Source organism: Desulfurispirillum indicum S5 (assembly GCF_000177635.2).
Taxonomy (GTDB): Bacteria; Chrysiogenota; Chrysiogenetes; order Chrysiogenales; family Chrysiogenaceae; genus Desulfurispirillum; species Desulfurispirillum indicum.
In genome coordinates, this window is sequence record NC_014836.1 from 1912064 (window position 1) to 1934257 (window position 22194).

The following is a 22194-nucleotide window of genomic DNA, read 5'->3' on the forward strand; positions in this document are numbered from 1 at the left end:
CAGCGCTTCACCCTCCAAGAGTCGGTTCCACCGCGCGCCAGATGCGCTCCATGGCCTCAGCCGCTCCCAGGGGCAGGAAGTGATCCACCACATCGGAAAGCACTGTCGGCTGGGGGTTAATTTCCACCGTGACGCCTCCGCGCCTTTTCACCTGCAAAACCGGTTCAGTGATATAGGGGAACTGGTTGCTGGTGCCGATGGTGATGACCATATCAAAGCCCAGGCGCAGCTGGTGCTGGATGGTGACAATGTCGCCCATGGGCAGGGTCTCGCCATAGAGTACCACACCGGGACGCAGAATGCCCTCGTGGCACTGAGGACAGCGGGGCGGGAAGTCGGTGAAGTGAGCGTAGTTTTCCACGCTCTGCTTGAAGTCACAGTCCATGCAGCGCAGATCAGTGTAGCGACCATGAATTTCCACCAGATTGTGGCTGCCCGCCTGGCGGTGGAAGCCATCAATATTCTGGGTCAGCACCCAGGTGTCCGGCTTGTGCTGCTCCAGCAGCGCGATGACCTCATGGGCCCGGTTGAAGGTGGCGTGGCGACAGCTCTCCTCAATGCGCATGAGATACTTCCAGCTCACTGACGGATCGATCTTCAGCATTTTGGCTGCCAGAGCCTGCTCCACGGGAATGCCATCCTCGGTGAGGTTGTCATTATACATGCCCCCCAGGCCGCGATAGGTAGGCAGGCCCGAGTCGGCGGAAATGCCCGCGCCAGTGATAAAGAGTATGCGCCGGGACTCACTGATGTGGCGCGCGATGGTGTTGATGGAAGTGGTGTGTTCCATAAGTTTCTCCTGCAGGCAGTTGGCAAAAGGACAGGCGGCTACCATCTGCGGCGTTTCTCAGCCGCCTGTCACAACACCGAATTCGCCAGGGGCTTCATCTCATCCAGCGGGGTAAAATCGCTCCTGGCATAGCGATACACGGCGGCTGCTCCGATCATGGCGGCATTGTCGGTGCAGTAGCGAGGAGAGGGGAAGAAAGTGTGGATATGGTGCTTTTCCCCTTGCTCACGGGCCAGTGCGCGGATGGTGGAATTGACGCTGACGCCGCCGGAGAAGGCGAGGCGATTGATGCCTTCGCGCTGGCACAGCTCCATAACCCGTTCGACGATATAGCGGGCAATGGTGTGCTGGAACGAGGCGGCCACGTTAGCGGGCTCATAGTCGGGATTCTGCTGGATATGATTCAGCACGGCGGTTTTCATGCCGCTGAAGGAGAAGTCCACGGGGTTATTTTTGATGCGGGGGATAGTGAACCTGATGGTGGGTTCGCCCTGCTGGGCCAGTTTGTCGATGACGGGGCCACCGGGGTAAGCGAAGCCCATCATCTTGGAGACTTTGTCAAAGGCTTCACCGGCGGCGTCGTCAATGGTGCGGGCCAGCAGGTGGTAGTCGCCGAAGCCGTCTGCGCGGTAGATGCTGGTGTGGCCGCCGCTCATGACGCAGCACACAAAGGGGAACTCCAGGGGATGCTCCAGCAGGGGGGCCAGCAGGTGGCCTTCGATATGGTGGATATCGATGAGGGGTTTGCCGGACTGCCAGGCCAGCCCTTTGGCAAAGTTGACGCCCACCAGCAGGCTGCCCAGCAGGCCGGGGCAGCGGGTGCAGGCGATGGCGTCGATGCTGTCGAGGGCGATATGGGATTGCTCCAGCGCCCGCGCGACAATGGTGTCAATGGCTTCGTAGTGCAGGCGCGAGGCAATTTCCGGTACCACGCCGCCATAGATACTGTGGGTTTTCTCCTGGGAGCTGACCACGTTGGAGAGCACCTGGTAGCTGGTGTCCACCACGGCGGCGGAGGTGTCGTCGCAGGAGGTTTCAATGGCAAGTATGAGGGCCAAGGCTATTTCCCGAACACGGCTTTCTGCAGGGCGTCGATGTCCCGTTTCGACCCCAGGTAGACGGGGATTTTCTGGTGCAGGGCGCGGGGGATGATGCCCAGAATGTCGCCTTCGCCGTAGATGGCCCGCCCGCCGGCCTGTTCGATGATCATGGCCATGGGATTGGCTTCGTACATGAGGCGCAGTTTGCCGCTGGTGTTGATGCGGTCGGAGGGGTAGGCGAAGAATCCACCACCCAGCAGGGTGCGGTGCACGTCGGCCACCATGGAGCCGATATAGCGACCCGACAGTACTTTGCCATAGATATTGTCCGTGGTTTTCAGGCTGTCCACATAGGCGGCCAGTTTCTCGTCCCAGTTTGCGGAGTTGCCTTCGTTAATGGAATAGTATCTTGTGGTGTCGGGAATGCGGATATCGGGGTGGGTCAGGATAAATTCACCGATCTGGGGGTCCAGGGTGAACATGTTGACGCCCTGGCCGGTGGTAAAGGTCATCATGGTGCTGGAGCCGTAGAGCACGTATCCGGCGGCAACCTGTTTGTAGCCGGGCTGCAGCAGATCCTGCAGGGTTCCATCGCCACCTTCGGGGGTCACGCGACGGTAGACGGAGAAGATGGTGCCGATACTGACGTTGAAGTCGATATTGCTGGAGCCATCCAGGGGGTCAAAGAGGATGGCGTAGCGGCCTTTTTTGTATTGGGCGGGCAGCTTGACCGGTTGTTCATTCTCCTCGGAGCCCATGATGCAGAATTTTTCGATATGTTCCAGGGCATTGAAAAAGACGTTGTCAGCGATGACGTCGAGCTTCTTCTGGGCGTCACCGGAGGCGTTGACTTCTCCCTGATAGCCCAGGACATCTTCCATGATACCGGCGCGGTTGACTTCCAAAGACACGATTTTGGCCGCCAGGGCAATCTGGTTGAGGATGGCGGAGAAATCACCGGTGGCGGTGGGAAAGGCCTTCTGGGTTTCGTAGATAAAGCGGGTAAGGTTCATGGGTCCTTGCATATTCTCTTCTCCTGAAAAAAATCATTTTTGTCTGCGCCAGGGCGCGGCTCCTGTTTACCGCAGCAGGCTGGCGATCAGCGGTATGCCCACAAAGGTGCCGATGCTGCTGCCCACGTTGGCGAACACCACCACCAGCAGGATCTTGGTTATGCGATTCTTCCAGAACCCCTTCAGGGAGATGGCATCCTGGGAGAGGTTCATCAGGTCCGAGACCTTGGGCTTGCGCAGCCAGGCTTCCATGAGGCCCGCCACCCAGCCGGCGGCTATGGTGGGGTTGAGGCTGGTGAGGGGAGCAGCCACAAAAGCGGTCAGTATGGTTATGGGGTGGGGCAGGGCAAAGCTCACAAACAGAGCAGCCAGGACGCCATTCGCCAATACCCACAACTGAATCATGGTCCAGGAGACTTCAGCCGATGAAGAAAAAAAACCATAGGCGATGATGCCGATGACAATGGCGGGAATCAGGTACTTGATGGACTTCCACACCGGCGATGGTTTCGGAACGGTGTTCAGCTGACTTAATGAGAGTTCCTCCACCTGCTGGCTTTCGATGAGTCGACGCATGCCCTGGCGATGGCCGGCGCCCACAACCGCCAGTATGACACTCCCGGGAGCTTCAACCACTTTTTTGGCAAGATACTGGTCCCGTTCATCGATGAGGGTGGTTTTCAGGCGGGGGAAGTGGCGGGCAAACTCTTCCAGCATCTCGCTGAGCATATCCTGATTGCGCATCTTTTCCAGATCCCGCTCGGTCAGTTCCTCCTGGGCAAAGAGGCTGGCAATGAGGGTGCTGATGAGCTTCATGCGACCCCAGATTCCCGCGCTGCCCCAAGCGCGCTTGAGGGTCAGCTGCACTTCGCGGTCAGCCAGAATATACCGGGCATCGTTATCCTGGGCACTGCGAATGGCCTCAACCATCTCCTGGCCGGGTTTCACGCCCAGCTGGGCTCCCATGCGTTTCTGGAAGGACGAGAGAATGAGGTTTGCCAGCAGGACAGTGGCTTTGCCCTCCCGCAGCACCTGGAAGATATTCATATTCTGCCAGTGATCTTCTTCAAAGAGGGCGCGATAGCGGGAGGGGCAGAGCTCCACGGCCACGGTATCCGGCTTGATGGCGGCAATGACGGCGCGCACCGTATCAACACTCTGCTGCGAGACATGGGCGGTTCCCAGCAGAAAGAGCGTCTTCCCCTGGTATGTCAGGACTTCCAGATCTGAGTATTGTCGTAAGGCGTCTTGCTGGGCTTCGGAGAGCTGCTGATTCTCAGGGTTGTCGGACGTGTGTTCCATGAAATTCGTTTTTCACCTTTATAGACTGTGTAGGCGACATGATACCCATTGAGGGCGCTTTTGCCGAGCTTTTTTTCAAAAAAACGCCGAACGGAATATGGGGAATTCTTTGCGGAAAGTGCATCGGCGGGTTTAATTCTGTCTGCGCTTCATGTATAGTGCCGCCATCATCCCCAGTGGCTTTTCTGCACAGACTTTAGAAGTCTGCTGGGTAATTCCCCGTTATTCCCACTATACAGGAGATTCCATGAGCGCGGCAGATTTTTCTTCCCTGAGCGAACCCCAGAAAGAGCAACAACTCACCAATTACATCAAGGGCCTGATAATGGATGGCGTGCGCAATGCCAATTCGGGCCATACGGGTGGTGCTTTTTCCTCGGTGGACTTTGCTTACACCCTCTTTCAGAAACACCTGAATTATGATCCCGACGACTGCCGCTGGTATAATCGCGACCGCTTCGTTCTCTCTGCCGGCCATGAGTCCATGCTGCTGTACAGCCTGCTGCACCTGCAGGGTTACCTGGACATGGACGAGCTCAAGCGCTTCCGCCAGCTGGGCAGCAAGACTCCCGGCCACCCCGAATCCCACCTGACCCCCGGCGTCGAAGCCACCACCGGCCCCCTGGGACAGGGAATTTCCATGGCGGTGGGCATGGCTCTGGCCTCCAATATCGCTGCCGCTTATCTGGGGGAAAAGGTCGTCAATAACTACACCTACGTCATCTGTGGTGACGGCGACATCCAGGAACCAGTGGCCCTGGGCTCCTGCCAGCTGGCCGGCCACTACGGTCTTGATCGGCTGATCGTCTTCTACGACTTCAACAAGATCCAGATCTCCGGCGAAGTGTCCCGCAATGACAGCACCGATATCGCCCAGATGTTCCGCGCCTTCCAGTGGAATGTCCTGGAGATTGACGGCAACGACCAGGTGGCTGTCGACCAGGCTATCCGCCAGGCCAAGTCAAACAGCGGTCGCCCCACCATTATCATCGGCCATACCATCATGGCCCGTGGCTGCGCCACCATGGAGGGCTCCGAAGAGACCCACGGTTCGCCCCTGCCCCATGAGGAAATTGCCGCCACCAAGGAGAAGCTGAGCATTCCGGCCGATCAGGCCTTCTTCCTGCCCACCGAAGCGCTGGAGTTTTTCCGTCGCCGCTTCGACGCACTGCGCCAGGGCCGTAAGTCCTGGGAACAGGAAGTGCAGCAGGCGTCCGGCAACGCGCAGTTCGCCAGCCTCTTCGATCAGTTCGCCCGTGGCGTGGTACCCGCCATCAACTTCCCCGACCTCAATCAGAAAATGGCCACCCGCAAGGCCTTCGGCAAGCTGCTGGAAGCCGCTGCCGACAGCTTTGTCGCCTTCGCCGGCGGCTCCGCCGACCTTGAGCCCAGCAACAACACCACCGGCTTTCTGGACAAGGTGGGCGACTATACCCGGGAGAACCACCGTGGCCGCAGCATCCCCTTTGGTGTGCGTGAATTCCCCATGGGAGCCATCACTAATGGCATGCAGCTCTTCGGCATCAAGTCCTTTGGGGCTACCTTCCTGAGCTTTGCCGACTACCAGCGGGCCGCCATCCGCCTCGCCGCCCTGCAGCAGATCGGTACCATGTTTATCTACACCCACGACTCCATCTATCTGGGTGAAGATGGCCCAACCCACCAGCCCGTGGAGCATATCCCCTCGCTGCGCCTGATCCCCAACCTGCTGGTACTGCGCCCCGCCGATGGCGGTGAGACCGCCCGGGCCTTCCAGTTTGCCCTGCAGTCCCAGCGGCCCACGGCCCTGTGCCTGACCCGCCAGGATCTGGAACCTGTAACGACCACCTACTACGGCAGCGGGGGCGATTTCGCCCGTGGCGGGTATATCCTGCGCCGCGAGAACGGCACTCTGGGAATTATTCTGATCGCCACTGGCTCGGAAGTGAAGCTGGCCCTCGATGTGGCCACTGAACTGGAGAACAGCAAAGGCTGTGGGGTGCGCGTGGTCAATATGCCTTGCTGTGAACTGTTCGATGAACAGCCCGCCTCCTATCGTGACGAAGTACTGCCCCCCTCTGTGGCGCGCCGCGCTTCAATCGAGGCCGCTTCCACCTCCGGCTGGTACAAGTATATCGGCCTGCAGGGTGTGGCCATCGGCGTTGACACCTTTGGTGAAAGCGCGCCAGCCAAGGATCTGGAAAAACATTTCGGATTGACTACTGAAATGGTTGCCAAATCGCTCGCGTCATTGTAAGCTCCCGCTTATTTTGCGAATAACTCTCAATGGAGGTTCTGTTATGGCCCAGATCGCACTTAAAGGTAACGCCGTTGAAACCAAAGGGAATCTGCCCGCTGCAGGCAGCATAGCCCCTGACTTCTGCCTGACGCAAAAGGACCTCAGTGACGCCAGCCTGAAGAGCTTTGCTGGCAAGCGCCTGGTTCTGAATATCTTCCCCAGTGTCGACACCGGGGTGTGTGCCGCATCGGTACGCCGCTTCAACCAGGAAGCCTCCTCCCTGGAAAACACCCTGGTCCTGTGCATCTCCCGTGACCTCCCCTTCGCCCTGAACCGCTTCTGCGGCGCGGAAGGACTGGAAAACGTGGTGACCCTCTCCGAAATGCGTGATTTTTCTTTTGGTGAAGCCTATGGAGTGCGCATGACCAGTGGTCCACTGGCCGGACTGCTCTCCCGCGCAGTCGTCGTGGTTGGCGCTGACGGCAAGGTTCTCTACACCGAGCAGGTTCCTGAGATCACCCAGGAACCCGACTACGACAAGGCGCTGGCGACCCTGAAGTAACCCGATTGATATGAAAAGGGGCTGCGGAATTTTCCGCAGCCTCTTTTTTTGTTGGCACTTTAGCGAGACCAAATAACGGCAGGTTGTCGGCACCAACCCTTATGCCATGCTGGAATGACGGGAAAGACAAAAGCAGACCGTTCCCCCTGAGCCCGTCCGGTGAGTGCGACGCCTGGCTGGCAAGACCCGAACGGGACACTCACAGGAAGTGAGTGGTCCGGCAGCACTGCAGGGAGGCAGGGGTCAGGCAACGCAAAGATGGGGCTCTTTGAGCAGCCTGCTGCCGGATCTCCAGAACAGGCGAGAGTTCTGGGTACTTCCCGTTGACCAACGCAAAAAGGCCGCGGCAGAAACCGCGGCCTTTTTGCGTCCATGAGATGCGTGCGTCAGCTGACCTTATTCAGGGTGCGAATGCAGGAGGTGCAGATCTTCACCCTTTTGGTCAAGCCGTTCACTGTCAGTTCCTGTGACTTCAGGTTGGGCAGTGAGCGCTTTTTGGTTTTGTTGTTGGCGTGGCTGACATTGTTGTTTACTTGAGGCTGCTTGCCGCAGATCTCACACCTTCTGGCCATGATGTATATCCTCCGCAATAAGATAACTGTTATGATTCCCTGAGTTTTTACAAAACGCAGAATACTACCACGCTCCTCCTGAAAATCCAATGGGAAATTGCAGACAGCATACTTTTTCATGGCAACGACACCTCGAAGCTGGCGTCTTTCGCGTTTATCGTATAAGTTAGTCTTAAATATTCTTCACAAGAATGGAGGACTGGCCGTGAAAGATCTGGAGAGCGTTGACAGGCCACGTGAAAAGCTTCTGGCGCGGGGAGCCCGCTCCCTTGACACCCATGAACTGGTGGCCATTCTCCTGGGCAGCGGCACGCGGGAAATGGATGTCATGAAACTTTCCCGCCTTGTTGCCAGGGCCATGGAGAAAAACGGCATGACCGTCAGCCAGGATGACTTTCTGGCAATTAACGGCATCGGTCAGGCCAAAGCCTGCCAGCTGCTGGCAGCCATTGAGATGGGCAGACGCCTCTACAGCGCCACCGGCGCCACGGTTCGCAGTTATCGCGACGTCATCCACCTGCTGGAGGAGTTTCGCCATAAAAAGCAGGAGTACTTCCTTTCTATCACCCTTGATGGTGCCGGCTGCGTTCTGCAGCGCCGCATTGTCACCATCGGCACCCTCAACGCCAGTCTCGTTCATCCCCGTGAAGTGTTCAGTGATGCCTTGACGGATCGGGCTGCCTCCATTATCGTCGCCCATAATCACCCCTCGGGAAGTGTCGAGCCAAGCCAGGAGGATCACAACATCACCCGACGCCTGCGCCAGTCCGGTGAACTGTTGGGCATTCCCCTGCTGGATCACATCATCATCTCGCCCAAGGGTGAAGTCAGCTTTAAGGAGTGTAATTACCTCTGATGCTCACCTACTCGCAACCCCTCTATCGCCCCCCCAGTGAAGCCCGCTCCCTGATTTTCCAGATCACCCATGGCTGCTCCCATAACGCCTGCACCTTCTGCGGCATGTATACGGACAAGCGATTTCGCATGAAGCCCCTGGAGACGGTGCTGGAGGAAATCCAAAACATTCCCGCAGCTTACGCCGCTACGGTTCGCCGCGTTTTCCTGGCTGATGGCGATGCGACCATATACCCCACTGAAAAACTGACCCCGATCCTGGATGCCCTCAACGCCCATTTCCCCGCACTTCAGCGGATCAGCGCCTATGTGGGGCGCAAGGCCCTGCGCGCCAAGACACCTGAGCAGTGGCGCGAGCTGCGTCAGCGTAAACTTTCACTTCTGTATTTCGGCCTGGAGAGCGGCAATGAGGAAGTGCTGGAGCTCATGAACAAAGGCGGCAGCGCTGCCGAGGCCGCCAGCCTCTGTCAGGTGGTTCAACAACAGGGAATCGCCCTGAGCGTCATGGTGGTGCTGGGCGGCGGCGGCCGACGCCTTGCGCGCGAACACGCCCTGGATACGGCCCGCTGGGTCAATCAGGTCAATCCTCGCTATCTCAGCCTGCTGACCCTTTTCCTGCGACGCAACACCAGCCTGTTTGAGCAGCTGGAACAGCCCACCTGGGGTTCCCTGGCCGAAGAGACCATCACGCTGATTCAGCATATCAAGGGGAAGAACATCATCTTCCGCGCCAATCACATTTCCAATCTGGTTGACCTTTCCGGCACCCTCCCCCGTGATCGCGAACGGCTTTTGAGCGGACTTGAAGCGCACCGGCAGAAACTGCTGAAGAGCAGAGCCTACGACACGGTGCCCGAGTTCTACGAGGAACTCTGACACCATTTCATGCACCTTTACTCCTGTTCTCTCCGCAGCATTGCCCTGTTAACAGCTTGCTGAAGTACTTCAGAACACGCAGGCAATTGAAAATGCTCAGGTGCAAGGCGCTCGCGGAGCGTGGAATGAAGCGTACTCCCCGTACGTTGCAATGACACGCGACAGCGGGCAACGCCGCAGATGGGGGTTTTCCAGCAGCCTGTTAGCTGCCATGAATATGCATTGACCTGATTATTGCGCTCAGCTATAACTCACATCTCAGCACTCGCCTTACGGGCTTTCCTTTCTCCACCAAGCCTTTGAGAGCATGAGTCAGGCTGCACTTCTTTCACATGCGGGTGTTTCATGTCACAGCAAGTAATGAATCTTCGTCAGATGCAGGTCAGACAGAGGGGGAAAATCGTGCGGGTCACCGCCAGTGGAGAACTTGGCCGCAGAATCCGCGACATGGGCCTGGTCAGCGGAACTGAGTTTGAAGTGGTAGGGCGGGCTCCCTTGAAGGATCCCGTCGCGCTGCGTCTGCGCGACTTCACCCTGACCCTGCGCAACCGCGAGGCGGATTTTATCCAGGTGGAGCTCTGCGACGGGGGTGATCTGTGAAGCGATCACCGGTTTTTGCCCTGGCCGGCAATCCCAATGCCGGAAAATCCACTCTGTTCAATACAATAACCGGCGCCAGGCAGCATGTGGCCAACTATCCCGGCGTAACGGTTGATACCCTCGAGGGTGTCATTGACTTTCAAAAGAACACATTGCGCATCGTTGATCTTCCCGGAACCTACTCCCTGAGCGCCTATTCCCAGGAGGAGCTGGTGGCACGTCGTTTCCTGGTGCGCCAGAAACCCGATGCTGTCCTCAATGTTCTTGATGCCGGCAGCCTGGAGCGCCATCTCTACCTGACGGTGCAGTTTCTCGAACTGGGTGTGCCCGTTGTACTGGCACTGAACATGATGGATGAAGTGCGCAAACGCGGCATCTCCATTGATATTGAGCGTCTCTCTTCGCTGCTGGGCATGCCGGTGGTTGCCACGGTAGCACGCACCGGAGAAGGCAAGGATCAGTTGCTCCAGGAGGCACTGGCCCTTCAGAATCGCGCATGGGAGCCGCTGGTATTTTCCTATGGCCCCGACATAGATCCCGTGCTGGAAGTCATGATCAGCATTATCGAGGAAAATGCCTTTCTCACCTCCCATTATCCCGCGCGATGGGTAGCCCTGAAATACCTGGAATCTGACAGCGCACTGATGGATGAAGGCCTGCGGATCAACTCTGCCATTGATACCCAACTGAAATCTCTGGTTGCCCAGCTGGCGCATCACTGCCAAAAGACCCTGCTGGCTTCACCGGAAGAACTCATCGCTGACTACCGTTACGGATACATCACCGGCCTGCTCAAAGGTGGTGTCATTAACCGCGACGCATCGCGGCGTGAGCGTATGGACATCTCCCAGCGCATTGATACCGTTCTGACCCACGCTCTTCTCGGCCCGATAATCATGCTGGGTGTTCTCTACGGCTTATACAAGGCGACTTTTGCGCTGGGAGAAATTCCCATGGGCTGGATTGAAGACATTTTTGGCTGGCTGGGAGAAACCGTGGGCGCCAGTGTACCCGATGGACTGCTGCAGTCCCTGCTGGTTTCCGGAATCATCGACGGCGTGGGCGGCGTGCTGGTCTTCGTTCCTCTTATCCTGATTATTTTTTTGCTGCTCTCCTTCCTGGAGGACTCGGGCTATGTGGCGCGCATGGCCTATATGCTTGATCGCGTATTCCAGTATTTTGGCCTTCACGGATGCTCCGTGCTCCCTCTGATCATATCCGGCGGCATCGCCGGAGGGTGCGCTGTTCCCGGCATCATGGCCACCCGTGCCCTGCGCAGCCCCAAAGAGAAACTGGCAACCCTTGCCGTTGCACCGTTTATGACTTGCGGCGCTAAGATTCCCGTCATGTTGATGGTGGTGGCAGCCTTTTTCCCTCAGCATGGAGCCGCCGTCATGTTTGGCGTTACCCTTTTTGCCTGGGTAATGGCGCTGCTGGTGGCCCGTCTGCTGCGCTCAACTATCATTGCCGGTGATCCTACGCCATTCGTCATGGAGCTGCCCCCCTATCGCATGCCAACACTGCAAGGCGTTCTCATTCACACCCTGGATCGCGTCTGGGCCTATGTGAAAAAAGCTGGAACCGTGATCCTGGCTGTGGCTATTCTCCTGTGGGCTGCCATGACCTTTCCGCTGCTGCCCAAGGAGGTTACAGCAGATTTTGAGATGCAGCGCTCCAGTGTGGAACAGACATTTGCCAACCACTCATCCCTCAGTGATCTGCTGCTGGAAATTGACAATGTCGAGGCGGAGGCAGCTTTGCGCAACTCCCTGGCAGGGCGCATGGGCACCGCACTTGAGCCGCTGACCTCCCTGGCTGGTTTTGAATGGCGCAGCAATATTGCCCTTATCGGCGGCTTTGCTGCCAAGGAAGTCATTGTCTCCACCATGGGCACCGCTTACTCCCTGGGTGATGTGGATCCTGATTCCGCTGCGTCACTTTCGGGGCGTCTGGCCAGCGATCCCCACTGGGGGACGGCCAACGCCATCAGCCTGATGATATTTGTCCTGCTCTATGCCCCCTGCATGGTTACCGTCATCGTCATGGCCCGTGAATCCTCGTGGCGCTGGGCGCTCTTTGTCCTGGCCTTCAATACGATTCTGGCCTTCAGCCTGGCCATAGCCTTTTACCAGGTAGCCTCACGGCTCTTCTGATCTCACGCGGGAGCGCTGAAAACGGTGCTCCTGCGTGTCCTCTTTCTTCACCTGCAAGAATTCCCCTTCATCCCTTGCATTTGCGGCGAAACCTGTGTATAAATTGTTGGTTTGCCAAAAACGCACGCACTTCAGATATCGCCGTGCCCTTATGGGTACAGGAGTGCGGAGGAAAAAACGGAGGATTTTATGCCGACTATTACCATGAAAGAACTGCTTGAAGCCGGTGTCCACTTTGGTCACCAGACCCGCCGCTGGAACCCGAAGATGAAACGCTACATCTTCAGCTCACGTAACGGCATCCACATCATCGACCTGCAGAAGACCCTGAAGCTTTTCAAGCGCGCCTATGACGAAGCTCGCCTGGACGCCCGTGGCGGAGCGAAGTTTCTCTTTGTCGGCACCAAGAAGCAGGCCCAGGATTCCATAAAGGAAGAGGCTCTGCGCTGTGGCATGTACTTCATCAACCACCGCTGGCTCGGCGGACTGCTCACCAACTTCGGCACCATTCGGAAACGCGTTGAGCGTCTGAAGAACCTGAGTGCCCTGGCTGAAGAAGGCTATCCTGGCTACTCCAAGCTGGAAGCCAGCCGTATGGAGAAAGAGCGCGAGAAGCTTGAGCGCAACCTGGGCGGTATCCGTGACATGGAAAAGATTCCCGATGTCATGGTGATCATTGACCCCAAAAATGAGCATAATGCGGTTCTGGAGGCTCGCAACCTGGGCATCAAGACCATTGCCATCGTCGACTCCAACTGCGACCCCGACTACATCGATTTCCCCATCCCCGGTAACGATGACGCTATCCGCGCTATCCGCCTGATCTGCACCAAGATTGCCGACGCTATCCTGGAAGGCAACTCCCAGCTGGATCAGCAGGATGTTTCTGATTCCGGTGATGCCGCCTACGAGCAGGAAGCAGAAGAGACCACTGAGGAAACGGAAACAGAAAACGCCTGAGGTGTTTCCCCGGAAATATCTCACGCTGTTCCCAATACTACCATTGATTACGTCTTACACAGGAGAAGAATATGACCGCGATCACAGCGAGCATGGTGAAAGAGCTTCGTGAAAAGACCGGAGCCGGAATGATGGACTGCAAAAAGGCACTGGGGGAGACCAACGGTGACCTGGAGGCTGCCGTAGACTACCTGCGCACCAAAGGACTGGCTGCTGCCGCCAAAAAGGCTGGCCGCGTTGCCGCTGAAGGGATGGTGGCGGATTATGTTGGCAACGGTGTGGGAGTTATCGCCGAAATCAATTCGGAAACCGACTTTGTTGCCAAAAACGAAGAGTTCCAGCAGTTCACCACTGACATCGCCCGTATCATCGCCAGTGAAAATCCTGCCGACGTGGATGACCTGCTGCAGAAGCCATTCGGCGATGGCAATACCGTAGCCGAAACGCTGACCCAGAAGATCGCCAAGATTGGCGAAAACATGAGCATCCGCCGCTTTAACCGCATGCAGGGACAAAATGTTGCCACCTACATCCACATGGGTGGAAAAATCGGTGTCATCGTCAATCTCAATGGTGGAGACGGCGAGCTGGCCAAGGATCTCTGCCTGCATATCGCGGCCTCGAATCCCCAGTTCCTGGATCAGTCTTCGGTAGACCCGGAGTTTATCGCCCGTGAAGAAGCGGTCTTTACCGCCAAAGCCCAGGAAGAGGGCAAGCCGGAGAAGATTATCGCCAATATCGTCAAAGGCCAGGTGTCCAAGCGCCTCAAGGACGTCTGCCTCCTGAATCAGCCCTTTGTCAAGAACCCCGACCTGTCCATTGAGCAGCTGCTCAAGGAAAAAGGCGCATCCATCGTGGCTTTCAGTCGCTTCCAGTTGGGCGAAGGGATAGAGAAGAAGGAATGCAACTTTGCTGAAGAAGTTCAGCAACAGGTTCAGGGCTTGCGCTGAACACATCATAACCGCTCAGAGCCTCCGGCTCTGAGCTTTTTTTTGGTTCATATCAATCCAGGGGAGAAACCAAATGGCAAAATACAAGCGAGTACTACTGAAAGTCAGTGGCGAAGCACTGATGGGCAACCTTGGCTATGGCATCGATCCGGCTGTAGCCAATGAGATAGCGGAAGAGATCCGTGACGCAGTGCGGGCCGGTATTGAGGTGGCCATCGTGGTTGGTGGTGGCAATATTTTCCGTGGAGTAGCTGCCAGTGCCAAGGGTATGGATCGCTCAACGGCAGACCACATGGGCATGCTGGCGACCATGATTAACTCTCTGGCCCTGCAGGATGCCCTGGAGCAGATAGGCGTGTTCACCCGCGTCCTTTCAGCCATCGATATGAAAGCCATCTCGGAGCCCTACATTCGCCGTCGCGCCGTACGGCACCTGGAAAAGGGGCGAGTGGTCATCTTTGGGGCGGGCACCGGGAATCCGTACTTTTCCACCGATACCGCCGCGGCCCTGCGCGCCAATGAAATCAATGCCGAAATCATACTCAAAGCCACTTCCGTGGATGGCGTCTATGATGCCGATCCCCGCACAAATCCCAACGCTGTGAAATTCGAAAGCCTCACTCACATGGAGATGCTCACCAGGGAACTGAAGGTCATGGACAGTACGGCTGCCAGCTTATGTATGGACAACAATATTCCCATTGTGGTATTCAGTCTGAAAACCAAGGGCAACATCTTTAAAGCCATCTGTGGTGAGAAAATTGGAACAATCATTGAGGAATAAACATGGTGAATGACGTCTACAGTGAAGTAAAAGAAAAAATGCAGAAAGCCGTGGAAGCCACACGCAAAGACTTTTCCACGCTACGCACCGGACGGGCGTCAACAGCGCTCCTGGATAATGTCAAAGTGGACTATTACGGCACGCCCACTCCCCTCAAGCAGGCAGGCAGCGTTACGATTCCCGATGCCACGACTATTTCCATTCAACCCTGGGAACCCCATATGCTGCCGGCCATCGAGAAGGCCATTGTAGCCGCAAACCTTGGCGTCACGCCATCCAATGACGGTCAGATGATCCGCATCTCCATCCCGCCGCTCACAGAGGATCGCCGCAAGGAGCTGACCCGCCAGGTCAAGAAATTCGCCGAGGATGGCCGCATTGCCGTACGCAATATTCGCCGCTTTGGTAATGACTCTGTCAAGGCACTGGAAAAGGATAAGCTGATCACTGAAGACGAGGCCAAACGCGCCCAGGAAGAAGTTCAGAAAATCACTGACGGTTTCGTCAAAACCATTGATGAGATGGCAGAAGCAAAAGAGAAAGAATTGATGACCGTCTGATACCAACATTGCGGAACCTATGCTATGATCGGCCACAGAGTCACGATTCTGTGGCCTTTTCCTTAGCCCCCGACTGGTGAGTACTTCTATTATGAAAAAACGCATTCTGACCGCTGCCATCGCCATTCCCATCGTATTGTGGCTTGTGATTGGCTCCCCATTTTATGTTTTTGGCTTTGCCTGTGCCCTGGCGGCTGCCATAACCGCATATGAGTATTTCGGATTTACCGGCCACCGTGGCCTGCTGGTACTGTTGTGCCTCTTTCTCGCCGTCTTCACCATGAGTTTCGGCATTCATTTCGGGATGGCAGTATGGGTTGCTTCTGCCTTTATCTGCGTGGCACTGGGCATGATGCGCGCCGATGGCATTGAGGGATACCTGGCGGCAACGGCTCGCTACAGCTTTGCCTTTCTCTACATCGGCATTGGCTACAGTGCCATTATCGTCCTGCGCGAGCACGGTTATGAATTTCTGCTGGCAATGATGCTGAGTGTGTGGGCTGCCGACACCTTTGCCTACTTTGGTGGCAAGCTGCTGGGCAGACACCCCATGTCGCCGAAAATCAGCCCCAACAAAACCCTCGAAGGGCTGGCATTCGGCATAGCCGGAGCAACCATTACCTACTCCGTGGTGATGGCGTTTTTCCCCGTCGCGTTCCTCATTCATCCAGCCTTTATCGGTCTCGCCGTCGGTGCGATCTCCGTGGTGGGCGACCTGGTGGAATCTGCGCTGAAGCGCTCCGCAGACGTCAAGGACTCCGGCAGTATCCTGGCGGGACATGGTGGCATGTTTGATCGCATGGACAGTATGATTTTCACCGCGCCGCTCTACCTTATTCTGATCATTCTCCTGATGGCCAACGTCTCTCAGTAAGGTTTCCCCGCATGCACAGTACACGCCAGTCCCTTTCCATTCTCGGCTCAACGGGCTCCATCGGCTGCAGTGCCCTGGAAGTGGCACGTCAGCACCGCGACAAAATCCGCATCGTCTCACTGGCCGCCGGCAATAATCGCGAAGCCCTGTTAGGTCAGATCCAGGAGTTCCGCCCTGCGCTGGCCAGTATCGCCAGCCGCGAAGATGCCCTCTGGCTGAGTCAGCAGGTTGATATTCCCGTTTTCTGGGGCCCGCAAGGCCTGCGGGAGTGCGTCCACCACCCCGATGTTTCCATGGTTCTGGCAGCCATGGTGGGCAGCGCTGGTCTCGCGCCGGTGATTGAGGCTATTCAGGCTGGCCGTGACATTGCTCTGGCCAACAAGGAGATCCTGGTGGCTGGCGGTGAACTGGTCATGAAACTGGTCAAACAACACGGCGTTCGACTTTTGCCCGTGGACAGTGAGCACAGCGCCATTATGCAGTGCCTTGAGGGTCATCGCCACGCGGAGATATCCAGCATCATCCTCACCGCCAGTGGCGGTGCCTTCCGCGACTGGAGCCTGGAGAAAATGCAGAGTGCCACGGTCAACGACGCCCTGCGTCATCCCAACTGGAACATGGGACGCAAAATCACCATTGACTCTGCCACCATGATGAACAAAGGACTTGAACTTATCGAAGCACGCTGGCTTTTCGATGTCCCACCTGCCAGACTTGATGTGGTGATCCACCCGGAAAGTATCGTGCATTCCATGGTGGAGTATGTGGATGGCTCCATGATAGCCCAGCTTGGTACCCCTGACATGCAGGCTCCCATCGCCTACGCGCTGTTCTATCCCCATCGCTATGCCCTGGATATCCCCCCTTTGAAGTTACATGAAATCGGAGCTCTGCACTTCCAGCAGCCCGATCTGCTGAAATATCCCTGCCTGCGCATGGCTCAGTGGGCCATGGAACAGCAGAGCAGTGCCTCGGTTGTGCTCAATGGATCCAATGAGGTGGCGGTACAGCTCTTTCTCAACGGAAAAATCCCTTTTGCCGGCATCAGCTCCATGGTGGAGCGTACGCTGGAACAACACACCCCGTGCACTCTGAACTGCGTGGAGGATGTACTGGAAATCGATAAATGGAGCCGCCGGAAGGCGCAGGAAGGTATAGTCGCATGAGTTTTGCTGTCGCCATTCTTCTCTTAGGTCTGCTGATTTTCTTCCACGAACTGGGGCACTTCCTGGTTGCCAAGGCATGCAAGGTCGGCGTGGAAGTTTTTTCCATAGGATTTGGTCGCAAGCTGCTCAGCTTTCGCCATGGGGAAACCGAATACCGCCTCTCCATGATTCCCCTGGGAGGCTACGTGAAAATGATGGGCGAAAGCCTGGAGGGTGCCGATGAGCAGGCTGCGGTACCCCATGAAAAATCCTTTGCCCATAAGAGCGTCTGGCAACGCATGGCCATTGTGGCCGCTGGTCCCCTCTTCAACTTTCTGCTGGCCATCGTCCTGCTGAGCCTTGTACACATCAACGGAGTTCCCAGGCTTGAGCCAATCATCGGCACTGTCCAGCCCGATTCGGCCGCCTATGCTGCCGGCCTGCAGCCAGGCGATCGTATCATCACCATCAATGACATGGAGATACACTTCTGGGATGACATCACCCGCCAGATCCACCTGCTGCCTGGCGTAGAAGTCAGAGTGGTCGTCGAGCGCAACGACCAACTCGCCAGCTTTCAGATAACACCGCGCCAGCGCACGGTTCAGAATATCTTCGGCGAGGACAGGGAAGTCGGCTTTATCGGCATCACAGCATCGGAGCAAACCGTGAACGTCCGGTATGGCCCTCTGCAGTCCCTCGGCATGGGCGTGGTGCGCACCTGGGAACTGACCAGCCTCACCTTTCAGTCCATTGTCAAGCTGATCCAGCGAATCATTCCAGCGGACAATATCGGCGGACCCATCATGATCGTCCAGGTCGCCTCAGAGCAAGTCTCCCACGGATTCAACTCCGTGCTCTTCTTCGCGGCACTGATCTCCGTCAACCTGGCAATTCTCAATTTGCTGCCCATACCCATTTTGGATGGTGGGCACCTGATGTTCTACATATATGAGGCAATCCGCGGCAAAGCGCCAAGCCTCAAAGCCAGGGAGATTGCCGCGCGCATCGGCATGGCGCTGTTGCTGTGTCTGATGTTCTTCGCCTTTTACAACGATATCAGGCGAATTATCGTCGGTGGCTAGCACGTGCCGCCAGCCGGTCATGGAGAGCGGTTGTACACCGCCCTCCATTCAGCCCCTGTGTTTTTCCCGCTTCTACCCCCTTCGCTCTTCTATTCCGTGACATGTTCCTACCCCAGTATCAGCATTCCAAGCGTGTATCCCACCAGGCATGCGCTGATGACGCCGATCAGCCCAGGTGCCATGAAGCTGTGATTGAAGTACCACTTGCCGATTTTCGTGGTTCCGGAAGTGTCAAAATTCACGGTTGCAATATCGGAAGGATAGTTGGGAATAAAAAAGTAACCGTAACTGGCTGGCATGATCCCCACCAGCAGCGCTGGGGGAAGTCCCAGGCCAAGGCCGACAGGCAGCATCATGCGGCAGGTGGCAGCCTGACTGTTGACGACCACGGACACGATGAACATCGCCAGGGCAAAGGTCCAGGGGTAGGCGGTCACCATTTCCGTAATACCTCCCTGAAAGCTGGGCAATGCGTACTTAAAATACGTGTCGCTCATCCAGGCGATACCGAAAATCGCAATGGCTGCCACCATTCCTGATTTAAAGACCACCCCTTCGGGTACCAGCGATGGACGGGTTTTGGTCACCAGCAAAATCAGGCCACCGAAGGCCAGCATCATCATCTGGATAACCAGTGACATGCTGACGGGACGATCTCCCTCGCTCAGGGTGCGCAGCTCAGGGTACATGGCAATGATGACGATGACCACCAGCGCCAGAAAAAAGAGCAGCACCGCGTTGCGCGAGGAAGTGGGGAGCTTTTCGCCAAGGGTGGTTGCCGTGGTCTCTTCGATGCGCTTTCTCCACAATGGATCCTGCAGACGACGCTGATACTCTTTATCATCCTTGAGCTCAACTCCGCGCCTGATACTGTAGAGCGACATCAGAACCGTGCCGATGAAAGTCGCCGGAACGGTGACGGCCAGAATGGACAGCAGGGTGATGTTCGGGGCTATTCCACTGAGCTGCGACAGATAGTAGACAACCGCTGCTGAAATCGGACTGGCGGTAATGCCGAGCTGGGACGCCACAGAGGCAGCTGCCATGGGACGCTCAGGGCGAATGTTGTTTTTCAGGGCCACGTCTCCGATGATCGGCATGATGGAATATACCGCGTGACCGGTTCCCAGCAGAAACGTCATGGTATAGGTGACCATGGGTGCCAGAAGGGTGACATTTCTGGGCCGCGAACGCAGCAGGCGTTCAGCGACCTGCAGCATGTACTTCAAGCCGCCGGCTGCCTCAAGGATGGCGGCGCAGCGCAGGTCACCACCGCGATGATGATCAGCATCACATCAATGGGAGGACTGGTTGGCGGCATCTTGAAGAGGAACACTTCAATAACGAGGCCGATACCGGAGACAACACCCAGCCCGATACCGCCGTAACGACTCCCCAGGTAAAGCATGAGCAGGAGAAAGAGAAATTGAATGTACAACATGATGGACTCCTTTCGCATCTCAGGATCACAATATGTGAATCATTGCACATTCCATGGTGCGTCACGGATAACATAAAGTAAATAAAGGGGAAATTAAGGATATTAATTCTCTTTCGGCGATTGTGCTGATTATGTTCACGGGCGACGGGCTGGAAAAAATCCTTTCAGCGGCGCAGATAGCGGCGTTCCGGCCTCCCCACAGCGCCATAGATGAGATCAGCTTTGAGAAATCCCTCGGCAACCAGAAACTCCAGGTAACGACGGGCAGTAGAACGACTGGTACCGATGGCACGACCCATTTCCTCGGCATTGATATCCGTCAGGGCAGAGTCGTCGAATACTTTCCGAACTTTGCTCAAGGTCAGAGGGTCGATGCCTTTGGGCATGGTGCCACTTGAAGGGTCCGGCGTATGCTGGATGTGCAGAAATCGATCCACATCCTGCTGATCCAGGAGGTTGCCGGATTGCAGGTGCTGAAAATAGGTGTGGTAATTCAGCAGCGACTCCTGGAAGCGCGGAAAGGAGACTGGCTTGATGATGTAGTCGAAAACTCCTCCACGCAAGGCTTCCTGGAGAGAGGCGATCTCTCGGGCAGCGGTAATGAGGATGATGTCACATGGTTGCTTCCTGGATCTGATATGAAAAAGCAGCTCCATGCCATTGCCCTCGGGAAAAAAGAGATCCAGCAGCACCACATCGGGCTGCAGGATTTCGACCATTTCCATCGCATCCACGATGCGGTTGGCGATGCCGACAGTTTCAAAGTGCTCAAGTTTTTCAACAAATCGCTGGTGCAAGTTGGCAATGCGAAGGTCATCATCTACGATGAGAATGCGGATTTCTGGGATCATTGGCCTTCTCCTGTTGGTGTACTTTTGGAATTATGACGGTGAAGAGAGCTCCCCCCAGCTCTCCCGCGCCAAAGATGATCTCTCCTCCCAACTGTTCAACAGCCTGCTTCACCAGAACCAGGCCAACGCCGCGACCACGTCCGCTCTTTGTGGTCACACCCCGCTGAAAAAGAGTGCGGGCAATGGATTCAGCAACACCGCTCCCCGAGTCCTCCACCTCAATAACCAGATCCGGCCCCAGATCGGTGAGATAGAGGCTGACCCGTGCGGGATGGCCCTGTTGGTCACGGGCGGCGTCAAAGGCGTTGTCCAGGAGGTTGCCAATGATGGTCACCAGGGATTCCCGGTTCACCTGGGACGGGACATCGGAAAATGAATTCTGCGGGTCAAAGGCCAGGGAAACCTTGAGCTCACATGCGCGGTTGTATTTCCCCAGAATGAGACCGGCAATGACCGGATCCGGTACAGCGCAAACCAGGGAGCGCACCAGATTTTCGTATCCGCTGGCCTCATTGATGACCAGGTCGAGGGCTTCCTGGTACGCTTCCAGCTGTATAAGCCCTGCGATGGTGTGCATCTTGTTGGAATATTCATGGGTCTGTGAACGCAGCAGCTCTGAATAGGCATGCATATGGGTGAGTTCCTGCGCCAGCCGGTCCAGCTCATCCTTTGGACGGAAGCTGATCACCATTCCGGTGCGTGGGTCCTCAAGGGGAAGAATATTCACCACCATGACCCGATTTGCCAGGATCATTTCACGGTCAAGCTGCTGCTCGCGATTTTTGACGATTTGCCGGAGCTCGGAGCAGGAGTGCACATCATCCAGGGGCAGACCATGAAAGGATGTCTGCTGATCCATACCCAGGTAGGCATAAGCAGCCCGGTTGGCATAGGTAATGGTTCCCGCGCCATTGATGGCAATGATCCCTTCGCGGATCGCGCTGATGATCGCGTTGCGCTCATGGAACAGCGCGGCGATTTCGTAGACCTCAAGGCCCATGATGGCGGCCTTGAGACCACTGGAAATTACCGCTGCTCCCATAAGGCCGAAGAGCAGGACCACAAGGATATAGCCCAGTATCTCCATCTGCTGGCGACGGACCATAAGATCCATGTCACTGGTCAGGTAACCCACCGCCACAAATCCGATGATCTGTTCCTGCGCATCGCGAACGGGGACAATACCCCGCAGCGAAGGACCAAGGCTTCCTATGGCGCTGGACACGTACGCCAGCCCTTCATTCAGGGCAGGACCAAGGTCACCACCAAGAAAACGCTGACCGATTCTCTGCGGATTCGGATGTGACAGACGAATTTCGTTGCGATCGCCAACGACGATATACTCGGCACCAACGGTCATTCGCAGAGATTCGGCAAAATCCTGCACAGAACGGGAATCTCCCTGCTCAATTCCCTGGCGAATCAGAGGATTCTTGGCCACCGAGTGGGCAAGGTCCAGCGCTTTACTCGACATCTGGTCATGGAGCAGGTTCTTGGTGAAATCAGAAAACAAGGCACCTATCAGGCCGACCAGGATGATAAGCAACACGGTCACCAGCAGGC

20 protein-coding genes and 1 pseudogene are annotated in these 22194 nt (G+C 56.4%); 13 read left to right on the top strand and 8 right to left on the bottom strand.

The genetic code is table 11. The features are described 5' to 3' along the window. Positions 1-7: 7 nt before the first annotated feature. From SELIN_RS09020 to SELIN_RS09035, 4 genes are all read right to left on the bottom strand, one after another. Positions 8-790, bottom strand: a complete 783-nt coding sequence (locus SELIN_RS09020) for an SIR2 family NAD-dependent protein deacylase (RefSeq protein WP_013506356.1) — start codon at positions 788-790, stop codon at positions 8-10. Between the two features lie 68 nt (positions 791-858). After that, positions 859-1848, bottom strand: coding sequence for a tRNA (adenosine(37)-N6)-threonylcarbamoyltransferase complex transferase subunit TsaD (gene tsaD / locus SELIN_RS09025; protein WP_013506357.1), 990 nt, complete (start codon positions 1846-1848; stop codon positions 859-861). Positions 1849-1850: 2 nt separating this feature from the next. Then, complete coding sequence (gene fbp, locus SELIN_RS09030) at positions 1851-2855, bottom strand: class 1 fructose-bisphosphatase (protein WP_013506358.1); 1005 nt, start codon at positions 2853-2855, stop codon at positions 1851-1853. Between the two features lie 54 nt (positions 2856-2909). Beyond that, complete coding sequence (locus tag SELIN_RS09035) at positions 2910-4145, bottom strand: TraB/GumN family protein (protein ID WP_013506359.1); 1236 nt, start codon at positions 4143-4145, stop codon at positions 2910-2912. 247 nt (positions 4146-4392) lie between these two features. Here SELIN_RS09035 and tkt point away from each other — a divergent pair, with 247 nt between their 5' ends. Further along, positions 4393-6381, top strand: coding sequence for a transketolase (tkt, locus tag SELIN_RS09040; protein WP_013506360.1), 1989 nt, complete (start codon positions 4393-4395; stop codon positions 6379-6381). A 43-nt stretch (positions 6382-6424) separates the two neighbouring features. Further along, positions 6425-6925 (top strand): thiol peroxidase, encoded by a 501-nt coding sequence (tpx, locus tag SELIN_RS09045; RefSeq protein WP_013506361.1) that lies wholly within the window; start codon positions 6425-6427, stop codon positions 6923-6925. Positions 6926-7311: 386 nt separating this feature from the next. On the opposite strand, the gene rpmB is transcribed toward tpx, so the two are convergent. Beyond that, positions 7312-7497, bottom strand: coding sequence for a 50S ribosomal protein L28 (gene rpmB / locus SELIN_RS09050; protein WP_013506362.1), 186 nt, complete (start codon positions 7495-7497; stop codon positions 7312-7314). Between the two features lie 205 nt (positions 7498-7702). Here rpmB and radC point away from each other — a divergent pair, with 205 nt between their 5' ends. The 11 genes from radC (at position 7703) to rseP (ending at position 18339) form a co-directional block, all read left to right on the top strand. Beyond that, on the top strand, positions 7703-8353 hold the full coding sequence (gene radC, locus SELIN_RS09055) for a RadC family protein (protein ID WP_013506363.1): 651 nt from the start codon (positions 7703-7705) through the stop codon (positions 8351-8353). Beyond that, entirely contained in the window at positions 8353-9228 is an 876-nt protein-coding gene (locus tag SELIN_RS09060) for a radical SAM protein (RefSeq protein WP_013506364.1), read from the top strand. The genes radC and SELIN_RS09060 overlap by 1 nt, the downstream gene beginning before the upstream one ends. Positions 9229-9573: 345 nt before the next feature. Continuing rightward, positions 9574-9828 carry a FeoA family protein gene (locus SELIN_RS09065; protein WP_013506365.1) on the top strand — a complete coding sequence of 85 codons (255 nt, stop codon included), beginning with the start codon at positions 9574-9576 and terminating at the stop codon, positions 9826-9828. Further along, the gene (gene feoB, locus SELIN_RS09070; RefSeq protein WP_013506366.1) at positions 9825-11981 is read left to right on the top strand and encodes a ferrous iron transport protein B; all 2157 of its coding nucleotides are present in this window, start codon (positions 9825-9827) and stop codon (positions 11979-11981) included. The genes SELIN_RS09065 and feoB overlap by 4 nt, the downstream gene beginning before the upstream one ends. 189 nt (positions 11982-12170) lie before the next feature. Further along, a complete protein-coding gene (rpsB, locus tag SELIN_RS09075) occupies positions 12171-12941 on the top strand; it encodes a 30S ribosomal protein S2 (protein WP_013506367.1) in 771 nt (256 codons plus the stop codon). A 71-nt stretch (positions 12942-13012) separates the two neighbouring features. Further along, complete coding sequence (tsf, locus tag SELIN_RS09080) at positions 13013-13891, top strand: translation elongation factor Ts (RefSeq protein WP_013506368.1); 879 nt, start codon at positions 13013-13015, stop codon at positions 13889-13891. A gap of 73 nt (positions 13892-13964) precedes the next feature. Next, positions 13965-14675 carry a UMP kinase gene (gene pyrH, locus SELIN_RS09085; protein WP_013506369.1) on the top strand — a complete coding sequence of 237 codons (711 nt, stop codon included), beginning with the start codon at positions 13965-13967 and terminating at the stop codon, positions 14673-14675. 2 nt (positions 14676-14677) lie between these two features. After that, a complete protein-coding gene (frr, locus tag SELIN_RS09090; protein WP_013506370.1) occupies positions 14678-15235 on the top strand; it encodes a ribosome recycling factor in 558 nt (185 codons plus the stop codon). A 91-nt stretch (positions 15236-15326) separates the two neighbouring features. Continuing rightward, complete coding sequence (locus SELIN_RS14080) at positions 15327-16109, top strand: phosphatidate cytidylyltransferase (RefSeq protein WP_013506371.1); 783 nt, start codon at positions 15327-15329, stop codon at positions 16107-16109. Positions 16110-16120: 11 nt separating this feature from the next. After that, a complete protein-coding gene (locus SELIN_RS09100) occupies positions 16121-17275 on the top strand; it encodes a 1-deoxy-D-xylulose-5-phosphate reductoisomerase (protein ID WP_013506372.1) in 1155 nt (384 codons plus the stop codon). Beyond that, the gene (gene rseP / locus SELIN_RS09105; RefSeq protein WP_013506373.1) at positions 17272-18339 is read left to right on the top strand and encodes an RIP metalloprotease RseP; all 1068 of its coding nucleotides are present in this window, start codon (positions 17272-17274) and stop codon (positions 18337-18339) included. Before SELIN_RS09100 ends, rseP begins: the two co-directional genes overlap by 4 nt. Before the next feature lie 107 nt (positions 18340-18446). Here the strand turns inward: rseP and SELIN_RS09110 are convergent. The 3 genes and pseudogenes from SELIN_RS09110 to SELIN_RS09120 form a co-directional block, all read right to left on the bottom strand. Then, positions 18447-19780: pseudogene (locus SELIN_RS09110) on the bottom strand (anaerobic C4-dicarboxylate transporter). A 164-nt stretch (positions 19781-19944) separates the two neighbouring features. Beyond that, positions 19945-20631 carry a response regulator gene (locus SELIN_RS09115; protein WP_013506374.1) on the bottom strand — a complete coding sequence of 229 codons (687 nt, stop codon included), beginning with the start codon at positions 20629-20631 and terminating at the stop codon, positions 19945-19947. Next, the gene (locus SELIN_RS09120) at positions 20597-22180 is read right to left on the bottom strand and encodes an ATP-binding protein (protein ID WP_013506375.1); all 1584 of its coding nucleotides are present in this window, start codon (positions 22178-22180) and stop codon (positions 20597-20599) included. Before SELIN_RS09120 ends, SELIN_RS09115 begins: the two co-directional genes overlap by 35 nt. Positions 22181-22194 lie beyond the last annotated feature (14 nt).